Here is a 20,750-nt window from a genome sequence, read left to right on the forward strand (position 1 = left end):
GTTGGCGTCTCACGCCGGCGGGGCCTGGACGGGCTGCTGATGGTGCTGCCGTCGGCGGTCGTCTTCTTGCCCGTCCCATACAGGTCGACCCAGCGTGCCAGGGTCGCCCGCTCGATCCCGAGATCGGCTGCGATCCCACGCAGCGTCGCTCCCGGAGTGGACTCGTACAAGTCGACGGCCTGCCGACGGAACTCCTCGGAGTAGTTCTTGCGGGCCATGGTCCTGATCATCTCGCTTCCCCAGCACATGGCTGGATTCAGCGTGTCCAAGAACCAGGGTCAGGGCCCCTTCGAGTTCCTCCGCGAGCCCCGCCACCTTCGCCAGTTGAAGACCATCCACGGGATCCACGATAGGTGCGAGCCGAAGCTCAGATGCCAGCCCGGTCGAGGCGCTCGATGAGACTGGACTTGCGCGCGTGGGCCTGCCGTATCGCGGTCGTGCGCATGGTGAATCTGTCGTAGCGGTCCTCGCGTTCGGCGAGTGATTGGAGATCGGTGAGCAGTGCGACGGCGGCGTCGTACTCGGCTGGCTTCCGGGTGTCGATCAGCGCGTCAACGCGCGACCACGAGGCGTCTTCCTCGGTCGCCAGTTTGTCGAGTCGTTGTGCGCGGGCCTGGGCGCGGGCCTGCTCCCGGCGCACCTCGTTTTCGGCACGCTGGGCTGCCAGGTGACGCTTTCGGTCGGCTCGTCGGCGTGCCGCGTCGTCGAGCAGGTCGGCCACGGTCCGGCGAGTCGGGCATGGGATGGTCGGCGCATTGTCGCCCCCGAAGCGGCGCAGCATCTCCATCCGTACCCTCGAGGCCTCACCTTTGAGCACGCGTCCCAGGAGCCGGTTCTTCTCGCCAACTGGTAGGCGATCCACCCAAGTGGCAAGAGTATCGGGATCGTCGGTGACCTGCTCGAGCGGTGGACTTGTCTGAGCCGCGACCGCGAGCAGTTCGTCGTCGAGGCGCAGGAAGTCCGCCAGTGCCCGCTGGGCGGCGGTGAGCATGCCCAAACCCGGCGGTACCGGTGGCTCGAGGTCGTCGTCGGCGTCGCGGTCGAAGACGTTCTCGTCCCGCTCCCAGGCACCGTAAGCGGCCAGCCAGGCGAGATAGAGCGGCCGGAGATCACCGCCCGCGAGCTCGGCACGGACGCCGACGATCGCCGACAATAACGCCTCAGCACCATCGGTGAACTCGAACTCGCCGGCGTGATCCTCGCTGGTGAGATCGAGCACCACGAACTCGTCCGCGACCCAGACATCCACATGGTCGCCGGCGCAGTACTCCTCGACGACATCGGGATCGAGCAGATCGTACGGCAGGCGGAACATCACCCGATGGGTACCCCAATTGGTCACGTGCAGGTGCGCGTCGTAATAGGTCTCCATCAACCGCTTCGGGCTGCCCCTGAAATCGCCCCAGTGGTACTCGTTCACGAAACTGGTAGCGGTGATCCGCGCGCGGGTGGAGAGCGATCGAATCTCGTCCTGCGCGTCATCGTCCAGCGGTCGGTCGATCGCCAGGAACTCGTAGTACTGGTACTCGCTCATTGCCCATCCAGGTCATCGACAGCGGGGAAGGGCTTTGCCCGGAAGCTCGAGTCGTCTCCGTTGTGGAAGTACAAGTGCCCGTCGATCGTCTCGTCATCGGCAAGAGATGCCCAGCCGCGCCCGCTGACCTGATCGCCCTCGTCGACGCCTTCCCAGGTAAACTCGACACCGATCCGGCCATCCCGCTCGACCGGGCGGCAGTCCAACCAGCCGCGGACGGCGATGAAACCGAACTGGCCGATCCTGCCGGTGAACTCGATGAAACCCGGCTCGACCAGATCGATGGCATCACGGTCCCACCCGCTCATTTCCACGATCCGCCACCGGCCGGTCAATCGCACCATAGATTTGCGAGCACCCTTTGCCATGACGCGGCAGCATAGCCATTGCGGGGAGGATCGGCTCGAGGTGCCGCTGTTTGACGATGCACCGGCGAACCGCCGCCAGTACGTCAAGGCCGAAGGTCCCCCAGCGTGTGTCTTGGATGACGACGCCAGGTCTCTGGAGGCAGTTCAGTACCGTGGTTGGATCGGCGCCGAGGCGCTCGCCGACTCGTACGAGTGACCAGCCGGAGTTGTAGAGGTGAATGGCGATGTCGACCGGGTCGGGGAGAGGCAACACGTCGGACAGTCTCGGCATCAACTCCAAGTCGCTCACCCACCCGCTTGAGTGACAGGCCTGTGGCATACAGCCGTTCAGCCTCCACCTCCTGCTCGGGCGAGAGTCCCTTTGGGCGCATCTGGATTCCGTTCCGCCTGGTCGGGCCGCAGGTTGCAGGTCAGCGGCGTACTCCGGCCGATGCCGCGCGGGTCGAACTCGATGAGGTCGTACCTCTCTCGCACACTGGCAGGAAGCCCCAGCGACACCAGCGTGAGTGGCAGTGCCGCCTGTGAGTCGCCCTGGCCGCCGATGTCGAGCAATAGCACGCCCCGCCGGGAAGCCTGATTGGTGCTCGGCAGCCGCGACACCGCGATCTCGATGGTCTCGCCGGCAGGCTTTGCGTAGTCCAGCGGCACGGTAACCGTGGTGCATTCCAGCCCTAGCGTCGGCTCGGGCACTCCCGGACAAGGCGTCCAGGACAGTGAGCCGGCACCCGCTTGCGCGGCCGACGGCGTCGGCGCGGGACCCAGCGTTAGCGCGCTCGCGGCCGCGACGGCCGCCAGCGCCGTGGCCACTAGCCGTCGTTTTTGGCCGCGGAAGCGGTCGATGAATGAACGCATTGGGAGCTGCCCTTCTCGTTGGTCGATCACATCTGCTGTCAGTGCGTCGACCGAGCACCTGCCAATTCGACAGGGCAGGCAGAACCGGTGGCCTCAGAAATTCAGCGCCGCCGCCGGCGCGACCTCGGCGGCGGGTAGTTCTACTGTGATGCGGAGACCGCCGGTTGAGCGGGGGGTGAGGGCCAGGGTGCGGTCGTGGGCTTGCATGATTGTTTGACGATCGCCAGACCGAGCCCGATGCCTGCGTGGTCGGTGCGGATGCGTCTGGTGCCGCGTTGGAAGGGTTCGGTGAGGGTTGCGGCCAGTTGTGGGGTGACCTTTTCCGTACTCCCTTGAAACCGCCGCCTGGGTCATGGCCAGACGGCTAGTGCCTGAGCGACAGCGGGGGTCCGCACGATCCGCCACTGACCGGTCAGCGAAGTCGTGGACCTCGAAATACCCTTTGCCATAAGGAATCAGGCTCACATAGCGTGCAGGATCGGGTCGCCGGTATGCCATCTGTCGGCGTACGGGCTAACAACAAACTGTAACCAGGTCCCTAATTGGCTTCGCCTGTATTCACAGGCGAGTTCGTTTCGGATCTTGATCAGTCTGTCTCCTGTCCGCTGCCCCATCGCTACCACGCTCTGCTGGGCTCGCTTTCGAGCAGCTCAGCTGGATGACGAGTATTGGCCCGTGGAACGTGTCGGGCTGCGGCGGTGTATGTGAGTTGTCCGGTCATCGGGCGACGAACCATGCCGACTGCTCCAGCTACACGTCAGGGAATCCGCATGCATCTATCCAGGAGCACACTTCTGATCGCCTGCGCTGTGGTGATTGCCGGTTGTACCTCGACGCCGGACCGCGCCACCAGTGCCGCCGAGCAGCCGACCGTCACCGGCACCGCAACGGCAAGTGGGTCTGCCGGGGCAAGGACCGACGAACTGCGGGCCGGATCGATCACCGTTAGGGTTCAGTCCGCCGAGACCCGCACTTCGGTGTCCGTGGTGGGCGGGGCCGGCCGGCCGCTGGACATCGACGGGCGCTGGGTGCTGCCGCGCGTCGTGGCGGACGGCCCGCCGGACGGCGCGACACCGGACGGCAGCCTGGCGGTACTCGCCGAAACCGGCAGCTCCCGGGTAGGCATGAGTCGTTTCATGGTCGTTGACCTGAAGACGGAGGCATCGAAGCTGGTCGAGCTGTCCGGTGAGTTCACGTACGACGCCTGGTCACCAGACGGGTCCCTGATCTACTTCATCGAGCACCGACCGCCGGCCGACTCCGGCAAGTACGTCGTGCGCGCCTATGACCGGGCGTCTGCCGCCCTGCGCCCTGATGCGATAGCAGACAAGCGGACGTTGGGCGAGGAGATGGCCGGCCTTCCCATCGCGCGCGCGTCAACCCGAGACGGACGCAGCGTGGCGACGCTGTACGTCCCCCATCCCAGCGGCTCGCACGGCGCGGGCCACGAGGGGCTCGGGCGCCCACACGGACCGTTCGTACATCTTCTGTTCGCGGCCGACGCGACGGCCCTGTGCGTCGATCTTCCGACTGAGGTCGACCGAGGCTGGACCGTTGCCGTGAAGGGGAAAGTCCTACACATCTCCCGGCCGGGCGTCCCGCGCGCCTACGCGATCGACCTCGGCACCGGCGTACTCACCAGAACAGCCAACGCCACACGCTGAGCCCGGCACCCAGGATCGGTCCAGCTGTGCCGTGCCGTACAGCAGCAACCCGTCGCTGCTGTACGGCACTGGAACTGGCTGCCGCAGGCCGACTGGACGGTCAGCAGCAGCGTTGTTGGGGGCGTTGGTTTTCGAGGTCTTGGCGGTGGCGCTCGAACGTGCGGCGGTCCATGGGGACGCTGCCGGGGTGCTCGGTGCAGCCCTTTGCGACGTAGCGGTCGTAGGCGGATTCGCCGGTGGCCTCTCGTAGGTACCAGCGGATGCCTCGCCAGGCCCGTACTGCGGTGGAGGTCACTGTCATGGCTGGTTCTCCGGGCCGCCGATCGCGGCCATGGCGGATTTTTCTTCCTTGGTGGCTATCAGGCCGGCGGGGGCTACCAGGTTTGAGCGGACGTAGGGTGCCTCCGTGTTCGTGACTGTCTCCGGGTTTCGCAGGGCGCGGAGGCAGATTCGGGTGGCGTCGACGATGACGACGATGACGATCAGGGCGAAGAAGGCGGCGAGGATGCCGTCGACCGTGGTGTTGGTGACGATCTTGCCCATCTCGTCCAGGTTCTTGGCCGGCGGCAGTACCTGGCCGGCGTCCAGTGCGTCGGAGAACTTCGTCCGCTGGGCGAAGAAGCCGAGCTTGGGATCGTCGGAGAAGACCTTCTGGTAGCTCGCCGTCAGCGTGACGGTGGCGTCCCAGACGAGGGGGATACCGGTCACCCAGGCCCACTTCAGCTTGCCGCGCTTGATCAGGATCGTGGTGGCGACGGTGAGGGCGATGGCGGCCAGCAGTTGGTTGGCGATGCCGAACAGCGGGAACAGCTGGTTGATACCACCGAGCGGGTCGGTGACACCGGCGTACAGGAAGTAGCCCCAGCCGCCGACCACGATGGCACTGGCGAAGATGAGGCCCGGCCGCCACGACACGTTGCGCATGGGCTTGTAGACGTTGCCCAGGGTGTCCTGCAGCATGAAGCGGCCCACCCGGGTGCCAGCGTCGACAGTGGTGAGGATGAACAGCGCCTCGAACATGATCGCGAAGTGGTACCAGAAGGCCTGCATCCCACCGCCGAACGCCGCGGAGAAGATCTGCGACATGCCGACCGCGAGCGTGGGAGCGCCTCCGGTGCGGGCCACCAGGGTCTGCTCCTCGACCGCCGCGGCTGCTGCCGCCAACTGGTCGGGGGTGATCGAGAAGCCCAGTGCGGTCACCGCTTCCGAGGCGGACTGCAATGAGGTGCCAAGTAGCGCGGCGGGCGAGTTCATCGCGTAGTACAGGCCGGGGTCGATGATCGACGCGGCGATGATCGCGCTGACTGCGACGAAGCTCTCGGCCAGCATGCCGCCGTACCCGATCATCCGGACCTGCGACTCCTTCTCGATCATCTTCGGTGTGGTGCCCGACGCGACCAGCGCGTGGAAGCCGGACAGCGCACCGCAGGCGATGGTGATGAAGACGAACGGGAACAGCGAGCCCGCGAAGACCGGGCCGTTGCCGTTGAGGGCGAAATCGGTGACCGCCTCGTTCTTCATCATCGGCCGGGCGATGACGATACCGACGGCCAGCAGGGCGATCGTGCCGATCTTCATGAAGGTGGACAGGTAGTCACGGGGGGTGAGGAGCATCCAGATCGGCAGCACCGAGGCCACGAAGCCATAGACGATCAGGCAGAAGACGAGGGTTTCCTTCGACAATGTGAACGTGTCGCCAAGGGCCGAGCCCTCGATCCAGCCGCCGGCGATCAGCGCGAGCAGCAGCAGGCCGATGCCGATCACGGTGGTCTCCATCACGCGACCGGGCCGGATCACCCGCAGGTAGAAGCCCATGAACAGCGCGATCGGGATCGTCATCGCGATCGAGAAGGTCGCCCACGGCGACACCGCCATCGCGTTGACCACGACCATGGCGAGGACCGCGAGCAGGATGATCATGATCGCGAAGACTCCGATCAGCGCGGCGGCTCCGCCGACCGGGCCGATCTCCTCGCGGGCCATCTGGCCCAGGCTCTTGCCGTCGCGCCGCATCGAGAAGAACAGGATGACCATGTCCTGGACGGCGCCGGCCAGGATGACGCCGACGATGATCCAGATCGTCCCCGGCAGGTAGCCCATCTGAGCGGCGAGTACTGGACCCACCAGGGGTCCAGCGCCCGCGATCGCGGCGAAGTGGTGACCGAAGAGCACCCGCCGGTCGGTCGGTTCGAAGTCGACGCCGTTGTTCTTGCGCTCGGCCGGGGTGGCGCGGGTGTTGTCCACCCCGAGCACGCGCTTGGCGATGAACTTCGCGTAGAACCGGTAGCCGATCGCGTAGGTGCCGAGGGCCGCCCCGAGCAGCCAGATCGCCGAGATCTCCTCGTCCCGGGCCAAGGCGATGACACCCCAGCAGATCGCGCCGGCAACCGACACGGCCGTCCAGATGGCGATCTTGCGTGGATCGAGGGTTCGCCGCTGTTGAGGCTGCGGGGTCTTGGTTGTCGTCACTTCGGTCCTCCAGGGTCAGGTGATCGGAGCAGAAGAGCGGCGCCGGCCATGCACGTGATGCACAGGCCGATCCAGACGAGCTGGTACCAGTAGAAGAACGGCACGTCGAACAGTCGCGGTTCGTCGCGGGCGTACGACGGGACCCAGACGAGCCCCACTACCGGCAGCAGGAGCAGCGAGACACCCGACCAGCGCCTGGCGCGCCCGGCACGGCTGCTTTTCGTCGGCAAGATGGGCCGTCCTTCTCCGGTGCGTGTCGATCAGGAAATGCGCTGTACACAAGATGTGTTGCCGACGAACGCGTTCCGGTTGACACCAGGACCTGAATCAGGGTCATCTTGACCCGCACGTAAACCCCCGGACATGGTTGCGCAACTAGTGGGAGAGACCTGCGTCTGACTGCCAGTAGCCGGGTCACCGCAACTGTCCCAGCGTCGACTGTCAGGGTGGTGTGGGTGTGGACGTCACTCTGCTCGGCTTCGTGGCGGTGCTGGGGAGCGCCTCATTGCTCGCGTTCGCGGCCGGTCGCCTGCGCAGTGACGAGGTCCCTACGCTCGGTGCGTGGGCGCTGGCCGACCGGCGGTACGGCGCTGTGGCGGTCTGGCTGTTGCTGGGCGGAACGATCTACACGGCGTACACCTTCGCGGCGGTCCCGGGACTGGTCTACGGGGCGGGAGCGATCGGCTTCTTCGCCCTGCCGTACACCATCGTCGTCTACCCGCTCGCGTTCTGGATGTTGCCCAAGCTCTGGTCGGTCTCGGCTGAACACGGGTTCATCACCGTCGCCGACTACGTGCGCGGACGCTGGGGATCGCATCAGCTTGCCCTCGCGATCGCCCTGACCGGACTGCTGGCGACCATGCCGTACGTCGCGCTGCAGCTGCTCGGGATCCGCGCGGTACTGGAGGTCGGCGGCATCTATCCGGCGGGGGCCGGCGGCGATGCCATCCTGGCTCTGGTGTTCGGCGTACTGGCCGTGGCAACCTTCCGAAGTGGACTGCGTGCACCCGCACTCATCGCCGTCGTCAAGGGCGCCCTGGTGATCTCGGTCGCCGTCGGAGTGAGCGTTGCCGCCCTGCATCGGTTGGGCGGTCCCGGCGGCGTTTTCGACCTGGGCCGGCTCGACGCCCCGGCGACGCCCGTCGCCTTCGCCGCGTCACTCGACCCCTCGTTGCACGCGGCCTACGCGACCCTGGCGCTCGGGTCGGCGATGGCCCTGCTGGTCTACCCGCACGTACTCACCGCTGCGTTCAGCGCCAGCTCAGCAAGGGCGCTGCGTCGTTGTGTGATCGCGATGCCGCTGTGGACAGCAGTCCTGGCGGTGTTCGGTTTGCTGGGCCTGGCAGCGCGCAGCGCCGGCATCGAGGCGCCGCTGGGCAACGGCGAGGCGGCGCTGCCGATGTTCGTCGCCGACCTGCTTCCGGCGTTGCTCACCGGGCTCGTCTTCGGTGCGCTGGCCGTCGGGGCACTTGTGCCCGCCGCGGTGATGTCGGTCGCCGCCGGCACCCTGTTCGCCCGGAACATCTACAGCGAGTACCTCCACCCCGAGGCCACACCGCGGACCCAGACCCGGGTGGCCCGGGTGACGTCGCTGGTGGTCAAGGTCGGCGCGCTGGTCTTCGTGTTCGGGCTCCGCGGGCAGGATGCCATCAACCTGCAACTCCTGGGCGGGGTCTGGATCCTGCAGACCTTCCCCGCCGTCGCGTTGGGGCTGTGCACCCGCCGGCTGCATCGTGGCGGGGTTCTGGCCGGCTGGGCCACCGGGATGATCGTGGGCACCTACCTGGTCGCCGAAGGCGGGTTCTCCGCGGTGGTGGACGTCAGCGTCGGTGCCGCCGAAACCCAGGTGTACGCCGCGGTGATCGCGCTCATCGCGAACCTGGCGGTCGCAGTGGCGCTCACCCCGGTACTCGACCGGCTCGGGGTTTCCCGAGGTGTGGATGCCACCGCCTCGAACGGGTCTCGTACTACGACCCGTTTCGATCTGGGTCCACAAGGCAGGACGGCATGACCGGCCCAGGGCGCAGTACCGGGAGGATCGGTGGCCCGTCGGTCGCCGCTGCGGCCATACCCTGGGTCGGCAGCGAGTCGGCCGAGAGTCCGCCCCGCGTCCTGGCCCCGACCCTCGATCTGCGGGAGGCCGAACGCGAAGCCGCGATCGCCCGCGTCTTCGACCAGTCGCATGCGCAGTTGGTGCGGCTCGCCGTACTGCTCGGGGCCGGGGCGGACGCCGAGGACATCGTGGCCGAGGCGTTCTGCCAGCTCTACCGGCGCTGGCCCAAGCTGCGCTCGCCAGACGCGGCCCCAGCGTACGTTCGGGGCGCTGTCTTGAACCTGGTGCGGATGCGGTGGCGGCACCTGCAGGTGGTCCGCCGGCACCACGACCGCGCTCTGCGGCCGAGCGACGACGTGTCGGCGGAGAACGTGGTCCTGGAGCGCGAGGACCAACGAGCCGTGGTCACCGCGCTGGAGGAGCTGGCCCCGCGTCAGCGCGAGGCGATCGTGCTGCGTTACTGGATGGACCTCAAGGAGGCTGAGATCGCAGCCGCGATGGGAATTTCGTGCGGAGCGGTGAAGTCGCACACGGCGCGTGCGATGTCCGCGCTCACCCGGGCAATGGGAGAGGTCCGATGAACGAGTCCCCGCACCAGGGCGGCCCTTCCTCCGACGAACTGGTGCGAGATGTCCTGGAAACGCTGGCAGCGCAGGTCTCGGTGTCCCCGGATGCCTATCACGAGGTCCGTGCCGAATGGGTCCGCCGGCAACGTCGCCGCAAGCGGTTGGGCGTGCTGATCGCGATCGTGGTGGTCGCCCTCGCCGACCTGATCGGGCTGTGGGCGCTCAACCGGGCCGATACCGGTGGCTCGGTGATCTTCGACGACAGCGCCCCGGCCCAGCGGCACGAGCCGCCGGTGCCTCGAATAGGTCAGCCCTGATGACTGTGGACTTGTTCGCTGGGTTGCGGGTGCGGGAGTATGCGGCGGCGTTGGGGTGGTACGAGCGGTTCTTCGGTGGGGAGCCGGCGTTTGTGCCTAATGATGTCGAGGCGGTGTGGGAGGTTGCCGAGCATCAGTACATCTACATCGAGGAGTCGCCGGAGCGGGCTGGGTGTGGGTTGGTGACCGTGTTCGTCGAGGACCTGGATGAGGTTGTCGACGGGATCGCGGCGCGGGGTATCGAGCCGGTGGAGCGGGAGACGTACGAGAACGGCGTACGGAAGGTGACCTACCGCGATCCTGACGGGAACGAGATCGGCTACGGCGGCGGGCCGGTCGAGGGGGACAGCTGAGACGTGGGGAGTTCTCATTCCCAGGATGAGGGGTGGGTGGTTGAGGGCTCATTCGGTGGGGGATGGGCGGGGAGTGCGGAGAGTGACAGTCTGGGGTTTGGGGGGATGGAAGGGGCCGTTGGTCCGGGTGGTCGAGGGTTGCCTGTTCTGGTGGGGGCACGGGGGCGGGTGGTCTTGGCGCTGGGACTGGGCCTCGAAGCTGTGGGTGTGGGTGGTGTGGACGGTGCGACTGGGGAGTTGCAGGGCTCCAGGTTGGGGATGTGTCGAAAGGGTTGGCTGAGCTCGACCAGGTGGTGAGCTCGAACCGGCCGATCGCCGGAGTGTGCAAGGGGCAGCGCATCCCGGCGATCGCACATCTATTGGTCGCGCAGGTCCCGCCTCCCGCGCCCACGCAACGGGCGTTGAGCTTCGCCGAGGTCAGGATCGTGGCGGCCGACGGAGACGTGTGGGTCGCGCGGGGCGGTGGCGAGTTGATCGCGGCCCTGACCCGCCTGGCCTCCGGGCGCGGGGAGAAGACAGTCGCCATGGTGCTGGACACGATCAGCGACCACAGTCAGCTGGAGATCGAGGTCAAAGAGCCTGCGCTGAGCCCGGTTCGGTGAGAGAGTCGGGGCGTGAGCCTCGTCGAGATTGCCTGCGATGAGTCTGGCTATGAGGGTGAGAAGCTGATCGGTGGGGTGACCGATGTCTTCGCGCATGCCGCCGTGGCGCTCGACAAGGAGACCTCCGCCGCCTGCGTCGCGGAGTTGCGGGAACGGATCCGCTCGCCTGCCACGGAGTACAAGGCCAACCATGTACTCCGGTCCAAACACCGGCCCGTCCTCCTTTGGCTGCTCGGCCCGAATGGGCCGCTGCTCGGTCAGGCGCAGGTGCAACTGGTGGACAAGGCCTACTTCCTCGTCTCCCAGCTCACCGGCCAACTGATCGGGCAACCGGCGGACGATCTGTACCGCGCGGGCCGCCACAAAGCTGGCTGGGATGACTTCCTGGAAGCAGCGAACGACCTCCTGCGGGCGAGGGACAAAGTAGACGTCCTCTACGAGGCACTCGACCGGCTGGAGATCACCAGCGACACGGTCCAGGCCCTCAAGCAGTCGAGGCCGCGTGCCGAGGCCTTGCTGCGCGAGGATCCACCGGTGATCCCGCCGCTCGATCCCTTGATGCGGGCCATCGCGCGCGCCGTCGAGAACTGGGGTGAGCACAGCCGCTGGGTCGCCATCGCGCACGATCGGCAGACCACGTTGTCGCCTGAGCGCATCGCGCAGTTGCAGGCCGGTACTGCGTTGGCACGGCTGGAGCTGGTGCATTCCTTCACCGACTCGCGCATCCAGGTAGCCGATTTCCTGGCCGGTGTCGCTCGCAAGATCGCCTCCGACCAGCTCAAGGGCGATGACGATGCCGAGCTGACCGCACTGATCCGCCCGTACGTCGACCCCCGGTCCGTTTGGGGCGATCTGGCCAGCTGGGAGCGGCTGGCATCGTAACCAGTCGCTAGCCAGTTGCAGCTATTGTCATCGGGTCTACTACGCAGCGAACTCTTGGCAACCGTCCGTGACGGCGGCATAGTCCTCGCTACCAGGAAACGGACTAGTCACAGGGGGACGGCGGCCGGTGGAATCCGACAAGCCTGCCCCGCTGCGGGTGGATGCCGAGACGGCGATCATCCTGCGCGAGGCGTACCACAAGATTCAGTCGCTCTACCGGGGCGACCACTACGGCCTGTACGACTATGTGCGCGCCGTGGTCGGCAAGATCGCGCGGGTCGACACCTTCTATGTCGGCTTTCTGCATGGCACGAACCGGGTCCGCTACCCCTACGGCTACGACTCCGGACGGTACCTCGACCCGGACACCCACAACTTCGGCCCGAACGGCCAGACCGCCTGGTTGCTGAAGCACCGCCAGACGTACCGGCTCGCCTACGACAACGGCGCCGTACTGCGCTCCGGCATCCCCATCGGCGATGTCACTCGCGCGTCCGCGGATGTCGTCACCGTGCCGATCTTCCGAGCCGGGGACGGGGGGACGGATCGGTTGTTCGGCATGTTGTCGATGCACAGCTATGAGCCGAACAGCTATGACGACAACGCGGTCCGCGCGTTCGAGTGGCTGAGCGGGCTGGTGGCCCGGGTACTCACCCGGGAGGGTGAAGACGCCGAGGCGTTGCGACGTCTACCGGCCGGTGACGAGGGTCCGGAGCTGCTCACCTCCGATCGGGTCATGGAGTATCTCGGTCACCAGATCGCCTCGCTGCGCGCGATCGCCGTCGAGGCGATGGCCGAACCCGAGGCCGCCGGCGCCGCGATCCAGGGCCACCTCGGCCGGCTGGTGCGCGCGACCGAGCAGATCCAGTCGGAGCTGATGGAGATGATGCTCGACACCGACGAGGGCCCCGAACGCCGCTACGCCAGCCTGACCAAGGCGCAGCAGGGCGTCGCCGTCCTCCTGGTCGACGGCCTCGACAACGACCAGCTCGCCGCCGAACTGGGGATCAGCCTCAACACGGTCAAGACCCACCTCAGCGCCATCCTGAAGAAGTACGGAATGGTCAACCGCGCCCAGATCGCCGACGACCTCCGCAAGTACCTGGCCCGCTAGCAAAGCTGCTCCGCCAGCCACGGCTCCACCACGGGCAGGATCTGCGCGGCCTGCATCGCCTGCATGTGGTCGAGGCCGTCCAGCAGTTGCACTGTCCAGCCGAGGTCTTCCAGCAAAGGCTTGTTGGCGGCCAACGGCGTACCGATGCTGACCAAGGTGTTGCCCCAGCGCTCGCCGTACTGGATGTTGTCGGCACTGCCGGCGATGCAGAGCCGGGGCATGGTGAGCTCGGCCTGTACTGCGTGGTCGTCGAAATCCTTCAGGGCTTGGTAGAGCGTGACGAACTGCTGCGTCTGATCTTTGCTCAGGGCAACTTCAGTACTGTCCCAGTCCCCGGGCTTGACGGGCACGTCGCTGACTGGGCCACCGGCCATCGCGTGGGTGGCCTCCGTGACGGCGAGCATGGCGTCGTACGGACCGTCCAGGGGTGGGTAGCCGCCCATCGCCAAGGCTGTCAGCCGTTTGGAGCGGATGGCGAGCTGGAGCCCGGCCATGCCGAGCCAGCTGTAACCGTAGTACGCGAAGGTCTCGGCGCCGGCGGCGTCCGCGACGGTCAGGAAGTCGGCGACCAGATGGTCGGGGGTGAGAGTGTCGGGTTTGGGGTTGGCCTGGACGAATCCCTCGTAGTCGAAGGCGATCACCCGGAAGCGCTGGCTGAAACCTTCGACCAGAGTGTGGCCGAGAGCCGGGTCCGCGCCCCAGGCTCGCACCTGCTCGGCATCCGGGCCTTCGACCGGAGCCGCGGGATTGACCGGCAGCAAGAGATTCGGGCCGGCACCGTGCACCTCGAAGTCGATCACGGAAACTCCTTACGTTGTATAGTGCTTCCAGAGCACGATAACACTTTACGGCGTAAGGAGTAAATTCGTGACCGAGCGGATCGGCCAGGGAGATCCGGCGCGCACGCTCGCGCTGCTGTGGGGCAAGGTCTCCACGCCGAAGCGAGGCCCGCGGCACGCCATCAGCGCCACCGAGGTCATCGCCGCGGCGGTCCGGATCGCCGACGCGGGCGGCCTCGAAGCGGTCACGATGCGGGCTGTGGGCAACGAACTCGGCCGGACGGCGATGTCGCTCTACACCTACGTGCTCAGCCGCGACGTACTCATAGACCTGATGTACGACAGCGTCTACGCGGACCTGCCCAGATCACAGAACAGCAAGGACTGGCGCAAAGCGGTCAAGCGCTGGTGTACCAGCCTGCGCGAGCTCTACCTGGCTCACCCGTGGCTGCTCGATGTCTCGTCGGCGCGGCCGGTGCTCGGCCCGCACGAGCAGGAGGCGCTCGAGTCGCTGCTGCGGATCCTGGCGACTGCCGGCCTGTCGATCCAGGATCGTCCGGCGGCGACGAGCGCCCTGTTCAGCGTCGTACGAGGTGCGGCACGGCAGGCTGTCGAGGCCCGGGGTGCGGTGACCGAGGAGGATGCCGAGTGGTGGGCGGCTCGCGGCAAGGCGCTCGCCGACGCCGCGCCGGATTTCGCGGAGCGCTTCCCGGAGTCGACGGCGATCGCCGCTCAGCAGCGCAAACTCGGTGCGCAGCCCTGGGTCAAGGCCGCCGATCAAGCTTTCACGCGCTCAATCGAGTTCCTGGTCGACGGCCTCGCCCGGCATGCCGACGGTCCGTCCGCGGCCGTTAGGTGAAGGGACACGAACTGTCCGACGGCCGGTTGCTCAGGTTTGGTCTTCCGGGTCGCCGAGGGTGATGCCTAGGGCGGAGGCCATGGCTGCGGTCACGGCGAGGGTGTCGATGGGGGAGGAGTTGGCGATCGTGGCGCCGGAGAGGCTGCCGATGCCGCGCGTCCCCTCCCAGGTGCAGTCGACGAAGACGGCGCCGGTCGCCGTCACCTGGGAGAACTCGACGGCGGTCAGGTCGCAGCGGCGGAAGACCGTGCCGCTGAGGTCGGCCGAGACGAAGTCGGCGCTCTGCAGCCGGCAGTCGGTGAACTCGACCTTCACGAACTTCGCGAACCGGAACGAGCTGAAGTCGAGCACCGAGTCGCGCACGGTCACGTGCTGCAGGTTCATCCCCGGCCCGGCGAATCCGGTCAGCCGCGACGACGAGATCGACACTCGCGTCGCCGACGCGTCCGCCCAGCGCGCGTTGGCGAGATCGCAGTGCTCGAGCTCGAGGTCGACCAGGATCAGCTTGTCCAGATCCGAGCCGCCGAGGTTGACCTTGGTCAGCCGGCACCCGCTGATCTCGAGGTGCTCGGCGAGCAGTCCGCCGAGATCCTGATCGGTCAGCTCCAGGTCGGTCAGACGATCCTCGTCCTCGACCGCGGTCACTGCCTGGACATCGAGCTGGGCTCGCAAACGAGGAGCGGCGATCCGGGCGGCAGGCTTACGAGGAGGCATACCTGCCACCGTAGCGACGAGCACCCTCAGTTTTCGCGCTCGTAGTGCGCCGCGGCCCCGATCAGCGCGGAATGCTCGGTGTCCTCGGTCGCGCTGACCGGGAATGGGAACACGTCGGCCACCACATCGAAAGCACCCGAGATCGCACCACCGAGCACCACCCGCGTCGCCCCGAAGCGTTCCAGCCACGGCGCGAGCGCGTCCGCGAGCACCCGGAACGCATCCACCAGCACGCCCTCGGCCAGGGCGTCTCCGGCCCGGGCCTGCTCGGCGATCTCCTTGACCCCGGTACTCCGCGCCGGCGGCGAGCCCCGGCGTTCGGCGTACAGGTGGAGGATCGCGCGGGCGGAGATCCAGTCCTCGATCGGGCGGCTGTCGTACGACGTGCGGTAGAGCTCGCCGCCGGGCGGCACCGTGTCGCCGGTGCGGATGGCGCGTCCGTCGTCGAGGAAGGCCGAGCCGATCCCGGTACCGATCGTGATGCCGACGCAACGGTCCAGCCCCCGCAGTTCACCCGCGGACCATTCGCCGACCGTGAACGCCTCCGCGTCGTTCAGGAAGACGACCCGCTCGAGCCCGAGTTGCTCCCGCAGGCTCTGGCCGAGGTCATGCCCGTAGAGCGAGGCGAACTTGTCCAGCCGGTACCACGCCACGCCGGCGGCGAAGTCGAACGGACCGGGCAGCGCCACCGCCAGACCCTTTGCCAAGGGCAACTGCCTGGCCGCGTCGCACAACTCCCCGATGATGGAGTCGGCCGAGGCCTTCGAATCCAGCCCGGCCCGGTGAACCTCGTCCACCACCCCGGCCGAAACCATCGCCGCCGTCACATGACTTCCGCCGATCTCCAGCACCGGCACACCCGAACTCATACACCCCATCATCCACGACAGGCGGGGACTGGCTCAGCGTTGGGGCGCGACGTACTCCGGCTGTCCGGGGACCTTGTACCTCACGATGACCTCTGGGAGCGGGCCTGGCCGCAGGCCCGGACCTCCGCCACTCACAAACCTCCCGTTACCACCCGGGAGCACGCCTGCGCACGCTTGGCTGGGTGCGATCAGTTGGGGTTTGTGAGTGGCGGCGGTCCGGCCCGACGCGACGACCGCACGGATTGGTTGCATGGGTCGGGCAAACTGGCTGCATGTCTGAACTGATCGTCGGTGGCGTGAAGGTCAGCTATCACGTCGCCGGCTCTGGGCCGCTGTGTCTTGTCCACTCCGGCGGCCCCGGCATCCACTACGACTACCTGCGGATGCCCGAGCTCGAGCAGCACCTCACGATGGTCTACCTCGAGCCGGTCGGCACGGGGAACTCCGACCTGCTGCCCGATGGCGACTACAGCATGGCGAAGTACGCGTACTACGCCGACCAGGTGGCCCAGCATCTAGGTGCGGAGAAGGTCTTCTTCCTGGGCCACTCGCAGGGTGGGTTCGTCGGGCTGCAGTTCGCACTGGACTACCCCGATCGCCTGCGCGGCCTGATCGTCTACGACGGCATGGCGTTCAACGGACCCGAGCTGGGCGAGGAGGCGTTCCGGCAGCTCGAGGAGTACGTCGCTCGCCGGCCCGCGGGGGATCCGCTCGCCGCCCAGGTGCTGGCGGCCTGGCAGGAGGACACCCAGGAGGACAAGGCGAGCCAGGCCGATGCGCTCCGCCGGTTGCTGCCGGCCTACTTCAGGGACTTCGAGGAGATCGTGCCGCGGCTGACCGACTGGCTCTCGCTGGTCGACATCACGGTCGACCCGAACCGGCAGCAGACCCTGTGGGACGTCCGCGAGCGGCTGGCCGAGATCGAGGCACCGGTGCTGGTCATCGTCGGCGCCTACGACTTCATCTGTGGGGAAAAGTGGGGCCGGCAGCTGCATGACGGCATCCCCGGCTCGGAACTCGTGGTTCTCCCGGACAGCGGGCACTTCGGCCACCTGGAACAGCCAGGGGAGTTCTTCGGGGCGATCACCCGTTTCACCACGGCACACTGAGGCCGCGATCCATCCGGACGTAGAGTTGTCGGAAGCGCGGCCCGCCCACCGACGGTCACGCTGACCTCACTGCGAACGACGAAGGTGACCGGCTTGCGTGCCGAGACCAGTACGACGTCCGCGGTCGCGACGCTGAGCGTCGCGGTCGCGGTGGCCGGTCACGTGCTGGTAGGTGGCTCCGCCTCCCTGGCGGTGGTTCCGCAACTTCTCGCGATCGCGGCCGTCTGCTGGCTGGTCGGTGAGTTCGTAGCCGGCCATCGGCTGCTGTCGGTCGTACTGTTCGCCGGGGTCCAGCTGGTCGTGCACCTCACCCTGGACTCGTCGCATCCAACACCGGCTGCGCCGATGCCGGCCGGGCACAGCTCGATGCACGACATGGCCGGGCACCACCACACGTCCGGCATGACGATGCCGCAAGCAACCGATACCGCCACAGCGCCGATCCACACGGGTCTCACCGACGCGCTCGCCATGACGGCCGCGCACCTGCTGGTGTTGCTGGCCAGCGTTGCCCTGATCGGCGGCACCCACCGCTGGGTCCAGCGTGTACTGCGGATCCTGGCGCGCCTGGTCCCACAGCTCCCGGCCCCAGCGGTTGCCATTCCCACCATGGGCGCCGCGCCGGCCGCAGTACCGGGGCGGCCGCACCCGACCGAGGTGTGGCTGACCTCGAACGTGTCGCGGCGTGGGCCCCCGCAGTACAGGGCGCTACTAGCTCTGTCCTGACCGGCCCGCGGAGACGCGGGACGGTTCGAAACCGTTGCCCGCGAGAGGGTCTCAAGCATGTCCAAGAAACTCGTACTACGCGCTGCCGCGATCACCGCGGCGACCGCGTTGGTGCTGGTCGGAGCCACCAGTTCGGCCTCCGCCCACGTCACCGTGTCGTCGCCGGACGCGAAACCGGGCGGCTACGCCAAGCTGGTGTTCCGGGTGCCGAGTGAATCCGATACCGCCAGCACCACCAAGCTCGTTGTCACGCTGCCGAAGGACCATCCGTTCGCCCATGTCGGTGCGCAGGTGAAGGATGGCTGGAAGGTGGTGAAGACGACCGAGAAGCTGCCGCAGCCGGTGAAGGTCGGCGACGTCACGCTGTCCGAGGCGATCACCGCCGTCACCTGGACCGCGGCGACAGCGGTCGGCGTACCGCCGAACGACTTCGACGAGTTCGCGCTGTCGGTCGGCAAGCTTCCCGAGGGAGTGGACTCGCTCAACTTCCCGGCTGTCCAGACCTACAGCGACGGCGAAGTGGCCAAGTGGGATGAGATCCCCGAGGACGGCGGCGAGAAACCGAAGCACCCGGCGCCGACGCTGGAGCTTAAAAAAGCGATCACGCCCGTTGCGGCCACCACGACCGAGAGCAAGGGTGGCTCGGACACCCTGGCCCGCGTTCTCGGCGGGGCCGGGCTGCTGCTCGGCCTGGTCGGGCTGGGCCTTGGCCTGCGGGCCGGGCGGACGCGGAAGGCGACGCCGTAATCGTGCGTCGGCTAGCCGCTCTACTGGTGGCGTCGCTCGCCGTCCTGGTGGTTTCCACCGGTACGGCGGCGGCGCACGCCAAACTCGAATCCATGACGCCGGCCGATGGCTCGACCCAGGCCGCGCCGCCGACCCAGGTGGTGCTGACCTTCAACGAGCCGGTCGGCAGTACCGGCGCCGAGGTGCAGGTCAAGTCGCCCAAGGGGACGAACGTGTCCACCGGCGAGATCAAGGTGATCGACAACACCGTCACCCAGCCGGTCGACGGGCTGGTCGACGTCGGCAGGTACACGGTCGACGCGCGGATCGTGTCGGCCGACGGCCACCCGATCACCGTCGCCGCCAGCTTCACGATCACGCACGCCGGTCATCCCGCTACGCCGGCCGCCGGGTCGCCGCCGACCAAGGACAGCAGGTCGAACGTCGTGGTGATCGTCGCGATGATCCTGGTGATGCTCGTCGTGGTCGCGCTGGCCGTCGTCATCGTCCGTCGCCGCCCCGCGCCCCAATGATCCGGGTATCCGGGAAGGTCTTGGGGCTCGGCGTCGTCGCCGCGAGTGCCGTCGTACTGGTGGTTGCGCTGTACGCCGCGGGTGGCGCCCCGAAACCGCTGTCCGCAGGCCTGACCGGAGCCGGTACGCCGGTGTCGTGGGCCGTCCCGGTACTACGCCTGCTGGCCGACCTCGCCGCCATCGGCACCGGAGGCGCGGTACTGGCTGCAGCATGGTTGCTCCCAGCAACAAAAAACCTGGGGGCGCAAGGCTTGCGTGCTTGCCAAGATGGGGCAGTGGCGGCCGGGGTCTGGGCCGTCGCGAGTATCGGCGGGCTCTTGGCCACCGCGTCGGTCATCCTCGGCGTACCGTTGTCGCAGTTGGCTTCGCGCGCTGGGGATGCGGGATCTCTCAACCAGGTCAGGGCTCTCGCTGTGTCCGTCGTGCTGACGGCCTTCCTGGCAGTGCTTCTCTCCGGCTGCCGCACAGTTGCCACAGCGAGAGTTGCTCTGGTGCTGACCGCGGTTGCATTAGCCGGCCCGCTGTTGACCGGACACGGCGCGATCGCCCGGACTGCCTTCTGGTCGATGCTCGCCACTGCCTCGTTGGTTGTGCACGTGTTCTGCGCGACGGCGTGGATCGGCGGCCTCGGCTCGCTGATTCGGTACGGGCGCGAAAAGGCTGTCGAGCGATTCAGCCGCCTTGCCCTTGTGTGTGCCATCGCGATCGGAGCCACCGGCCTGCTGACCGCCGAGATCCACCTGGGCGGCCGGGAGGACGGCTGGAGCTTGATCACCCAATGGGTGACCACCGGTTACGGCGTCCTCGTCTTCGCCAAGGCCGTCGCCTTCGCGCTGCTGGTCTGGATCGGCTGGTGGCATCGCCGCTCCACCCTCCCCGCCCTCGCGACCAACCAGCCGGCGGCCTTCTGGCGCCTCGCCGCCGGCGAACTCCTCCTCATGTCCGCGACCGTCGGCCTCGCGGTCGCGCTCTCCCGCACTCCCTGACGGTCAGGCCGGCTGCGGCTCCCGCGAGCTGGACCAGAGCCAGGCCGACAGCCAGCAGACCGCGATCGCGAGGAGCAGGAGTCCTGCTTGCAGAGCAGCCTCCGGTACTGCGGCGCGCAGCGAGACCGGCACCGCGCCGACGGCGTACAGGATCAGCGCCGGGCGTGGCGGTCCCTCGCGACGCCACAGTGAGGCCGCGAACACGGTCGTGCTGATCAGGAAAAGGATCGATGCAACCGTCAGCGCAACGCCCAGCGGGCCGGCGCGCAGTGCCTCGACGGTCGCGCTGTCGACACGCGGAAAGACGAGGTTGAGGATGAACTCGACCCCGACCAGTAAGGCGATCGCGGCGAAGTTGAGGCCGAAGGCAACCACGCCGAACGTGCCGCTGCGGCGACCGGTCCGGGCGAACAACGCCATGATCAGCCCGAGTGCCAGGACCTGGGCCAGTGGTGCGACCAGTTGGGTCGCGGCAGTGGTCGGGATCAGCTCGGCCCGCTTGGCCGTGTTGACGAGCAGGACCATGGCGCTTGCCAGTCCTGCCACGGCGGCCGATCGGTACAACGTCGACAACGTCATCACACGCCTCCAGATTCGATAACAGTCGTTATTGGATAACGGTTGTTATAGTGAGCGTGGCGGCCGGGGATCACAAGGGCCGTGACCCAGTTGTGT

26 protein-coding genes are annotated in these 20,750 nt (G+C 67.5%); 15 read left to right on the forward strand and 11 right to left on the reverse strand.

Translation table 11 applies throughout. The features are described from left to right. The 3 genes from A3ES_RS0140640 to A3ES_RS0140655 form a co-directional block, all read right to left on the reverse strand. Positions 1-218: transposase (locus tag A3ES_RS0140640; protein ID WP_020391295.1), on the reverse strand; the 218-nt coding region annotated here is incomplete at its 3' end. Positions 219-367: 149 nt separating this feature from the next. Then, entirely contained in the window at positions 368-1,534 is a 1,167-nt protein-coding gene (locus A3ES_RS0140650; RefSeq protein ID WP_020392591.1) for a hypothetical protein, read from the reverse strand. Then, the gene (locus A3ES_RS0140655) at positions 1,531-1,842 is read right to left on the reverse strand and encodes a hypothetical protein (RefSeq protein ID WP_020392592.1); all 312 of its coding nucleotides are present in this window, start codon (positions 1,840-1,842) and stop codon (positions 1,531-1,533) included. Before A3ES_RS0140655 ends, A3ES_RS0140650 begins: the two co-directional genes overlap by 4 nt. A 100-nt stretch (positions 1,843-1,942) precedes the next feature. On the opposite strand from A3ES_RS0140655, the gene A3ES_RS56530 reads away from it, so the two are divergent. Further along, positions 1,943-2,098, forward strand: a complete 156-nt coding sequence (locus A3ES_RS56530; RefSeq protein ID WP_020392593.1) for a hypothetical protein — start codon at positions 1,943-1,945, stop codon at positions 2,096-2,098. Positions 2,099-2,229: 131 nt separating this feature from the next. Here A3ES_RS56530 and A3ES_RS54685 read toward each other — a convergent pair whose 3' ends face one another. Further along, positions 2,230-2,754, reverse strand: a complete 525-nt coding sequence (locus A3ES_RS54685) for a hypothetical protein (protein WP_157631022.1) — start codon at positions 2,752-2,754, stop codon at positions 2,230-2,232. Positions 2,755-3,524: 770 nt separating this feature from the next. Between A3ES_RS54685 and A3ES_RS0140670 the strand changes: the two genes are divergently transcribed. Continuing rightward, positions 3,525-4,418: a hypothetical protein gene (locus tag A3ES_RS0140670; protein ID WP_157631023.1), complete on the forward strand. Its 894-nt coding sequence runs from the start codon at positions 3,525-3,527 to the stop codon at positions 4,416-4,418. 100 nt (positions 4,419-4,518) lie between these two features. Here the strand turns inward: A3ES_RS0140670 and A3ES_RS53190 are convergent, their stop codons facing one another. The 3 genes from A3ES_RS53190 to A3ES_RS0140685 are packed head-to-tail and all read right to left on the reverse strand — an operon-like array spanning position 4,519 to position 7,117. Beyond that, positions 4,519-4,719, reverse strand: a complete 201-nt coding sequence (locus A3ES_RS53190; protein ID WP_083934016.1) for a YbdD/YjiX family protein — start codon at positions 4,717-4,719, stop codon at positions 4,519-4,521. Then, positions 4,716-6,887, reverse strand: coding sequence for a carbon starvation CstA family protein (locus tag A3ES_RS0140680; RefSeq protein WP_020392597.1), 2,172 nt, complete (start codon positions 6,885-6,887; stop codon positions 4,716-4,718). The genes A3ES_RS53190 and A3ES_RS0140680 overlap by 4 nt, the downstream gene beginning before the upstream one ends. Next, on the reverse strand, positions 6,884-7,117 hold the full coding sequence (locus A3ES_RS0140685; protein ID WP_020392598.1) for a DUF3311 domain-containing protein: 234 nt from the start codon (positions 7,115-7,117) through the stop codon (positions 6,884-6,886). Before A3ES_RS0140685 ends, A3ES_RS0140680 begins: the two co-directional genes overlap by 4 nt. A 227-nt stretch (positions 7,118-7,344) precedes the next feature. Here A3ES_RS0140685 and A3ES_RS0140690 point away from each other — a divergent pair, with 227 nt between their 5' ends. The 7 genes from A3ES_RS0140690 to A3ES_RS0140720 all read left to right on the forward strand — a co-directional run bounded on the left by A3ES_RS0140690 (position 7,345) and on the right by A3ES_RS0140720 (position 12,774). Beyond that, entirely contained in the window at positions 7,345-8,898 is a 1,554-nt protein-coding gene (locus A3ES_RS0140690) for a sodium:solute symporter family protein (protein WP_020392599.1), read from the forward strand. Continuing rightward, the gene (locus tag A3ES_RS0140695) at positions 8,895-9,521 is read left to right on the forward strand and encodes an RNA polymerase sigma factor (protein WP_020392600.1); all 627 of its coding nucleotides are present in this window, start codon (positions 8,895-8,897) and stop codon (positions 9,519-9,521) included. The genes A3ES_RS0140690 and A3ES_RS0140695 overlap by 4 nt, the downstream gene beginning before the upstream one ends. Further along, a complete protein-coding gene (locus tag A3ES_RS50170) occupies positions 9,518-9,823 on the forward strand; it encodes a hypothetical protein (protein WP_020392601.1) in 306 nt (101 codons plus the stop codon). The genes A3ES_RS0140695 and A3ES_RS50170 overlap by 4 nt, the downstream gene beginning before the upstream one ends. Continuing rightward, on the forward strand, positions 9,823-10,176 hold the full coding sequence (locus A3ES_RS0140705; RefSeq protein WP_020392602.1) for a VOC family protein: 354 nt from the start codon (positions 9,823-9,825) through the stop codon (positions 10,174-10,176). Before A3ES_RS50170 ends, A3ES_RS0140705 begins: the two co-directional genes overlap by 1 nt. Before the next feature lie 260 nt (positions 10,177-10,436). Further along, positions 10,437-10,778, forward strand: coding sequence for a hypothetical protein (locus A3ES_RS0140710; RefSeq protein ID WP_020392603.1), 342 nt, complete (start codon positions 10,437-10,439; stop codon positions 10,776-10,778). A gap of 12 nt (positions 10,779-10,790) precedes the next feature. Beyond that, a complete protein-coding gene (locus A3ES_RS0140715; RefSeq protein WP_020392604.1) occupies positions 10,791-11,660 on the forward strand; it encodes a hypothetical protein in 870 nt (289 codons plus the stop codon). A 127-nt stretch (positions 11,661-11,787) separates the two neighbouring features. Then, positions 11,788-12,774 carry a LuxR C-terminal-related transcriptional regulator gene (locus A3ES_RS0140720; protein WP_020392605.1) on the forward strand — a complete coding sequence of 329 codons (987 nt, stop codon included), beginning with the start codon at positions 11,788-11,790 and terminating at the stop codon, positions 12,772-12,774. On the opposite strand, the gene A3ES_RS0140725 is transcribed toward A3ES_RS0140720, so the two are convergent. Then, positions 12,771-13,574, reverse strand: a complete 804-nt coding sequence (locus A3ES_RS0140725; RefSeq protein ID WP_020392606.1) for an alpha/beta fold hydrolase — start codon at positions 13,572-13,574, stop codon at positions 12,771-12,773. The genes A3ES_RS0140720 and A3ES_RS0140725 overlap by 4 nt on opposite strands. Positions 13,575-13,641: 67 nt before the next feature. Here A3ES_RS0140725 and A3ES_RS0140730 point away from each other — a divergent pair, with 67 nt between their 5' ends. Next, a complete protein-coding gene (locus A3ES_RS0140730; RefSeq protein ID WP_020392607.1) occupies positions 13,642-14,412 on the forward strand; it encodes a TetR/AcrR family transcriptional regulator C-terminal domain-containing protein in 771 nt (256 codons plus the stop codon). A gap of 30 nt (positions 14,413-14,442) precedes the next feature. On the opposite strand, the gene A3ES_RS0140735 is transcribed toward A3ES_RS0140730, so the two are convergent. Further along, the gene (locus A3ES_RS0140735; RefSeq protein ID WP_051084925.1) at positions 14,443-15,126 is read right to left on the reverse strand and encodes a pentapeptide repeat-containing protein; all 684 of its coding nucleotides are present in this window, start codon (positions 15,124-15,126) and stop codon (positions 14,443-14,445) included. A gap of 26 nt (positions 15,127-15,152) precedes the next feature. After that, positions 15,153-15,995 (reverse strand): ROK family protein, encoded by an 843-nt coding sequence (locus tag A3ES_RS0140740; protein WP_020392609.1) that lies wholly within the window; start codon positions 15,993-15,995, stop codon positions 15,153-15,155. 272 nt (positions 15,996-16,267) lie between these two features. On the opposite strand from A3ES_RS0140740, the gene A3ES_RS0140745 reads away from it, so the two are divergent. The 5 genes from A3ES_RS0140745 to A3ES_RS0140765 all read left to right on the forward strand — a co-directional run bounded on the left by A3ES_RS0140745 (position 16,268) and on the right by A3ES_RS0140765 (position 20,075). Continuing rightward, positions 16,268-17,104: an alpha/beta fold hydrolase gene (locus A3ES_RS0140745; protein WP_020392610.1), complete on the forward strand. Its 837-nt coding sequence runs from the start codon at positions 16,268-16,270 to the stop codon at positions 17,102-17,104. Positions 17,105-17,197: 93 nt separating this feature from the next. Beyond that, a complete protein-coding gene (locus tag A3ES_RS0140750; protein WP_157631024.1) occupies positions 17,198-17,830 on the forward strand; it encodes a hypothetical protein in 633 nt (210 codons plus the stop codon). Between the two features lie 57 nt (positions 17,831-17,887). Further along, positions 17,888-18,577: a YcnI family copper-binding membrane protein gene (locus tag A3ES_RS0140755; RefSeq protein ID WP_020392612.1), complete on the forward strand. Its 690-nt coding sequence runs from the start codon at positions 17,888-17,890 to the stop codon at positions 18,575-18,577. Positions 18,578-18,579: 2 nt separating this feature from the next. Continuing rightward, positions 18,580-19,089 (forward strand): copper resistance CopC family protein, encoded by a 510-nt coding sequence (locus A3ES_RS0140760; protein WP_026163667.1) that lies wholly within the window; start codon positions 18,580-18,582, stop codon positions 19,087-19,089. Then, the gene (locus A3ES_RS0140765; protein WP_063746050.1) at positions 19,086-20,075 is read left to right on the forward strand and encodes a copper resistance D family protein; all 990 of its coding nucleotides are present in this window, start codon (positions 19,086-19,088) and stop codon (positions 20,073-20,075) included. Before A3ES_RS0140760 ends, A3ES_RS0140765 begins: the two co-directional genes overlap by 4 nt. 3 nt (positions 20,076-20,078) lie before the next feature. Here the strand turns inward: A3ES_RS0140765 and A3ES_RS0140770 are convergent, their stop codons facing one another. Next, on the reverse strand, positions 20,079-20,654 hold the full coding sequence (locus tag A3ES_RS0140770) for a hypothetical protein (protein WP_020392615.1): 576 nt from the start codon (positions 20,652-20,654) through the stop codon (positions 20,079-20,081). Positions 20,655-20,750: the final 96 nt, after the last annotated feature.

The organism is Kribbella catacumbae DSM 19601 (assembly GCF_000372465.1).
In the GTDB taxonomy this organism is placed as follows: Bacteria; Actinomycetota; Actinomycetes; order Propionibacteriales; family Kribbellaceae; genus Kribbella; species Kribbella catacumbae.

Excerpts from the sequence above, each read along its gene's own strand:
- A3ES_RS0140650 (WP_020392591.1), bottom strand. The coding sequence starts at position 1,534 with ATGAGCGAGTACCAGTACTACGAGTTCCTGGCGATCGACCGACCGCTG.
- A3ES_RS0140655 (WP_020392592.1), bottom strand. The coding sequence starts at position 1,842 with ATGAGCGGGTGGGACCGTGATGCCATCGATCTGGTCGAGCCGGGTTTC.
- A3ES_RS54685 (WP_157631022.1), bottom strand. The coding sequence starts at position 2,754 with ATGCGTTCATTCATCGACCGCTTCCGCGGCCAAAAACGACGGCTAGTG.
- A3ES_RS0140670 (WP_157631023.1), top strand. The coding sequence starts at position 3,525 with ATGCATCTATCCAGGAGCACACTTCTGATCGCCTGCGCTGTGGTGATT.
- A3ES_RS53190 (WP_083934016.1), bottom strand. The coding sequence starts at position 4,719 with ATGACAGTGACCTCCACCGCAGTACGGGCCTGGCGAGGCATCCGCTGG.
- A3ES_RS0140695 (WP_020392600.1), top strand. The coding sequence starts at position 8,895 with ATGACCGGCCCAGGGCGCAGTACCGGGAGGATCGGTGGCCCGTCGGTC.
- A3ES_RS50170 (WP_020392601.1), top strand. The coding sequence starts at position 9,518 with ATGAACGAGTCCCCGCACCAGGGCGGCCCTTCCTCCGACGAACTGGTG.
- A3ES_RS0140705 (WP_020392602.1), top strand. The coding sequence starts at position 9,823 with ATGACTGTGGACTTGTTCGCTGGGTTGCGGGTGCGGGAGTATGCGGCG.
- A3ES_RS0140735 (WP_051084925.1), bottom strand. The coding sequence starts at position 15,126 with ATGCCTCCTCGTAAGCCTGCCGCCCGGATCGCCGCTCCTCGTTTGCGA.
- A3ES_RS0140740 (WP_020392609.1), bottom strand. The coding sequence starts at position 15,995 with ATGAGTTCGGGTGTGCCGGTGCTGGAGATCGGCGGAAGTCATGTGACG.
- A3ES_RS0140745 (WP_020392610.1), top strand. The coding sequence starts at position 16,268 with ATGTCTGAACTGATCGTCGGTGGCGTGAAGGTCAGCTATCACGTCGCC.
- A3ES_RS0140755 (WP_020392612.1), top strand. The coding sequence starts at position 17,888 with ATGTCCAAGAAACTCGTACTACGCGCTGCCGCGATCACCGCGGCGACC.
- A3ES_RS0140765 (WP_063746050.1), top strand. The coding sequence starts at position 19,086 with ATGATCCGGGTATCCGGGAAGGTCTTGGGGCTCGGCGTCGTCGCCGCG.
- A3ES_RS0140770 (WP_020392615.1), bottom strand. The coding sequence starts at position 20,654 with ATGACGTTGTCGACGTTGTACCGATCGGCCGCCGTGGCAGGACTGGCA.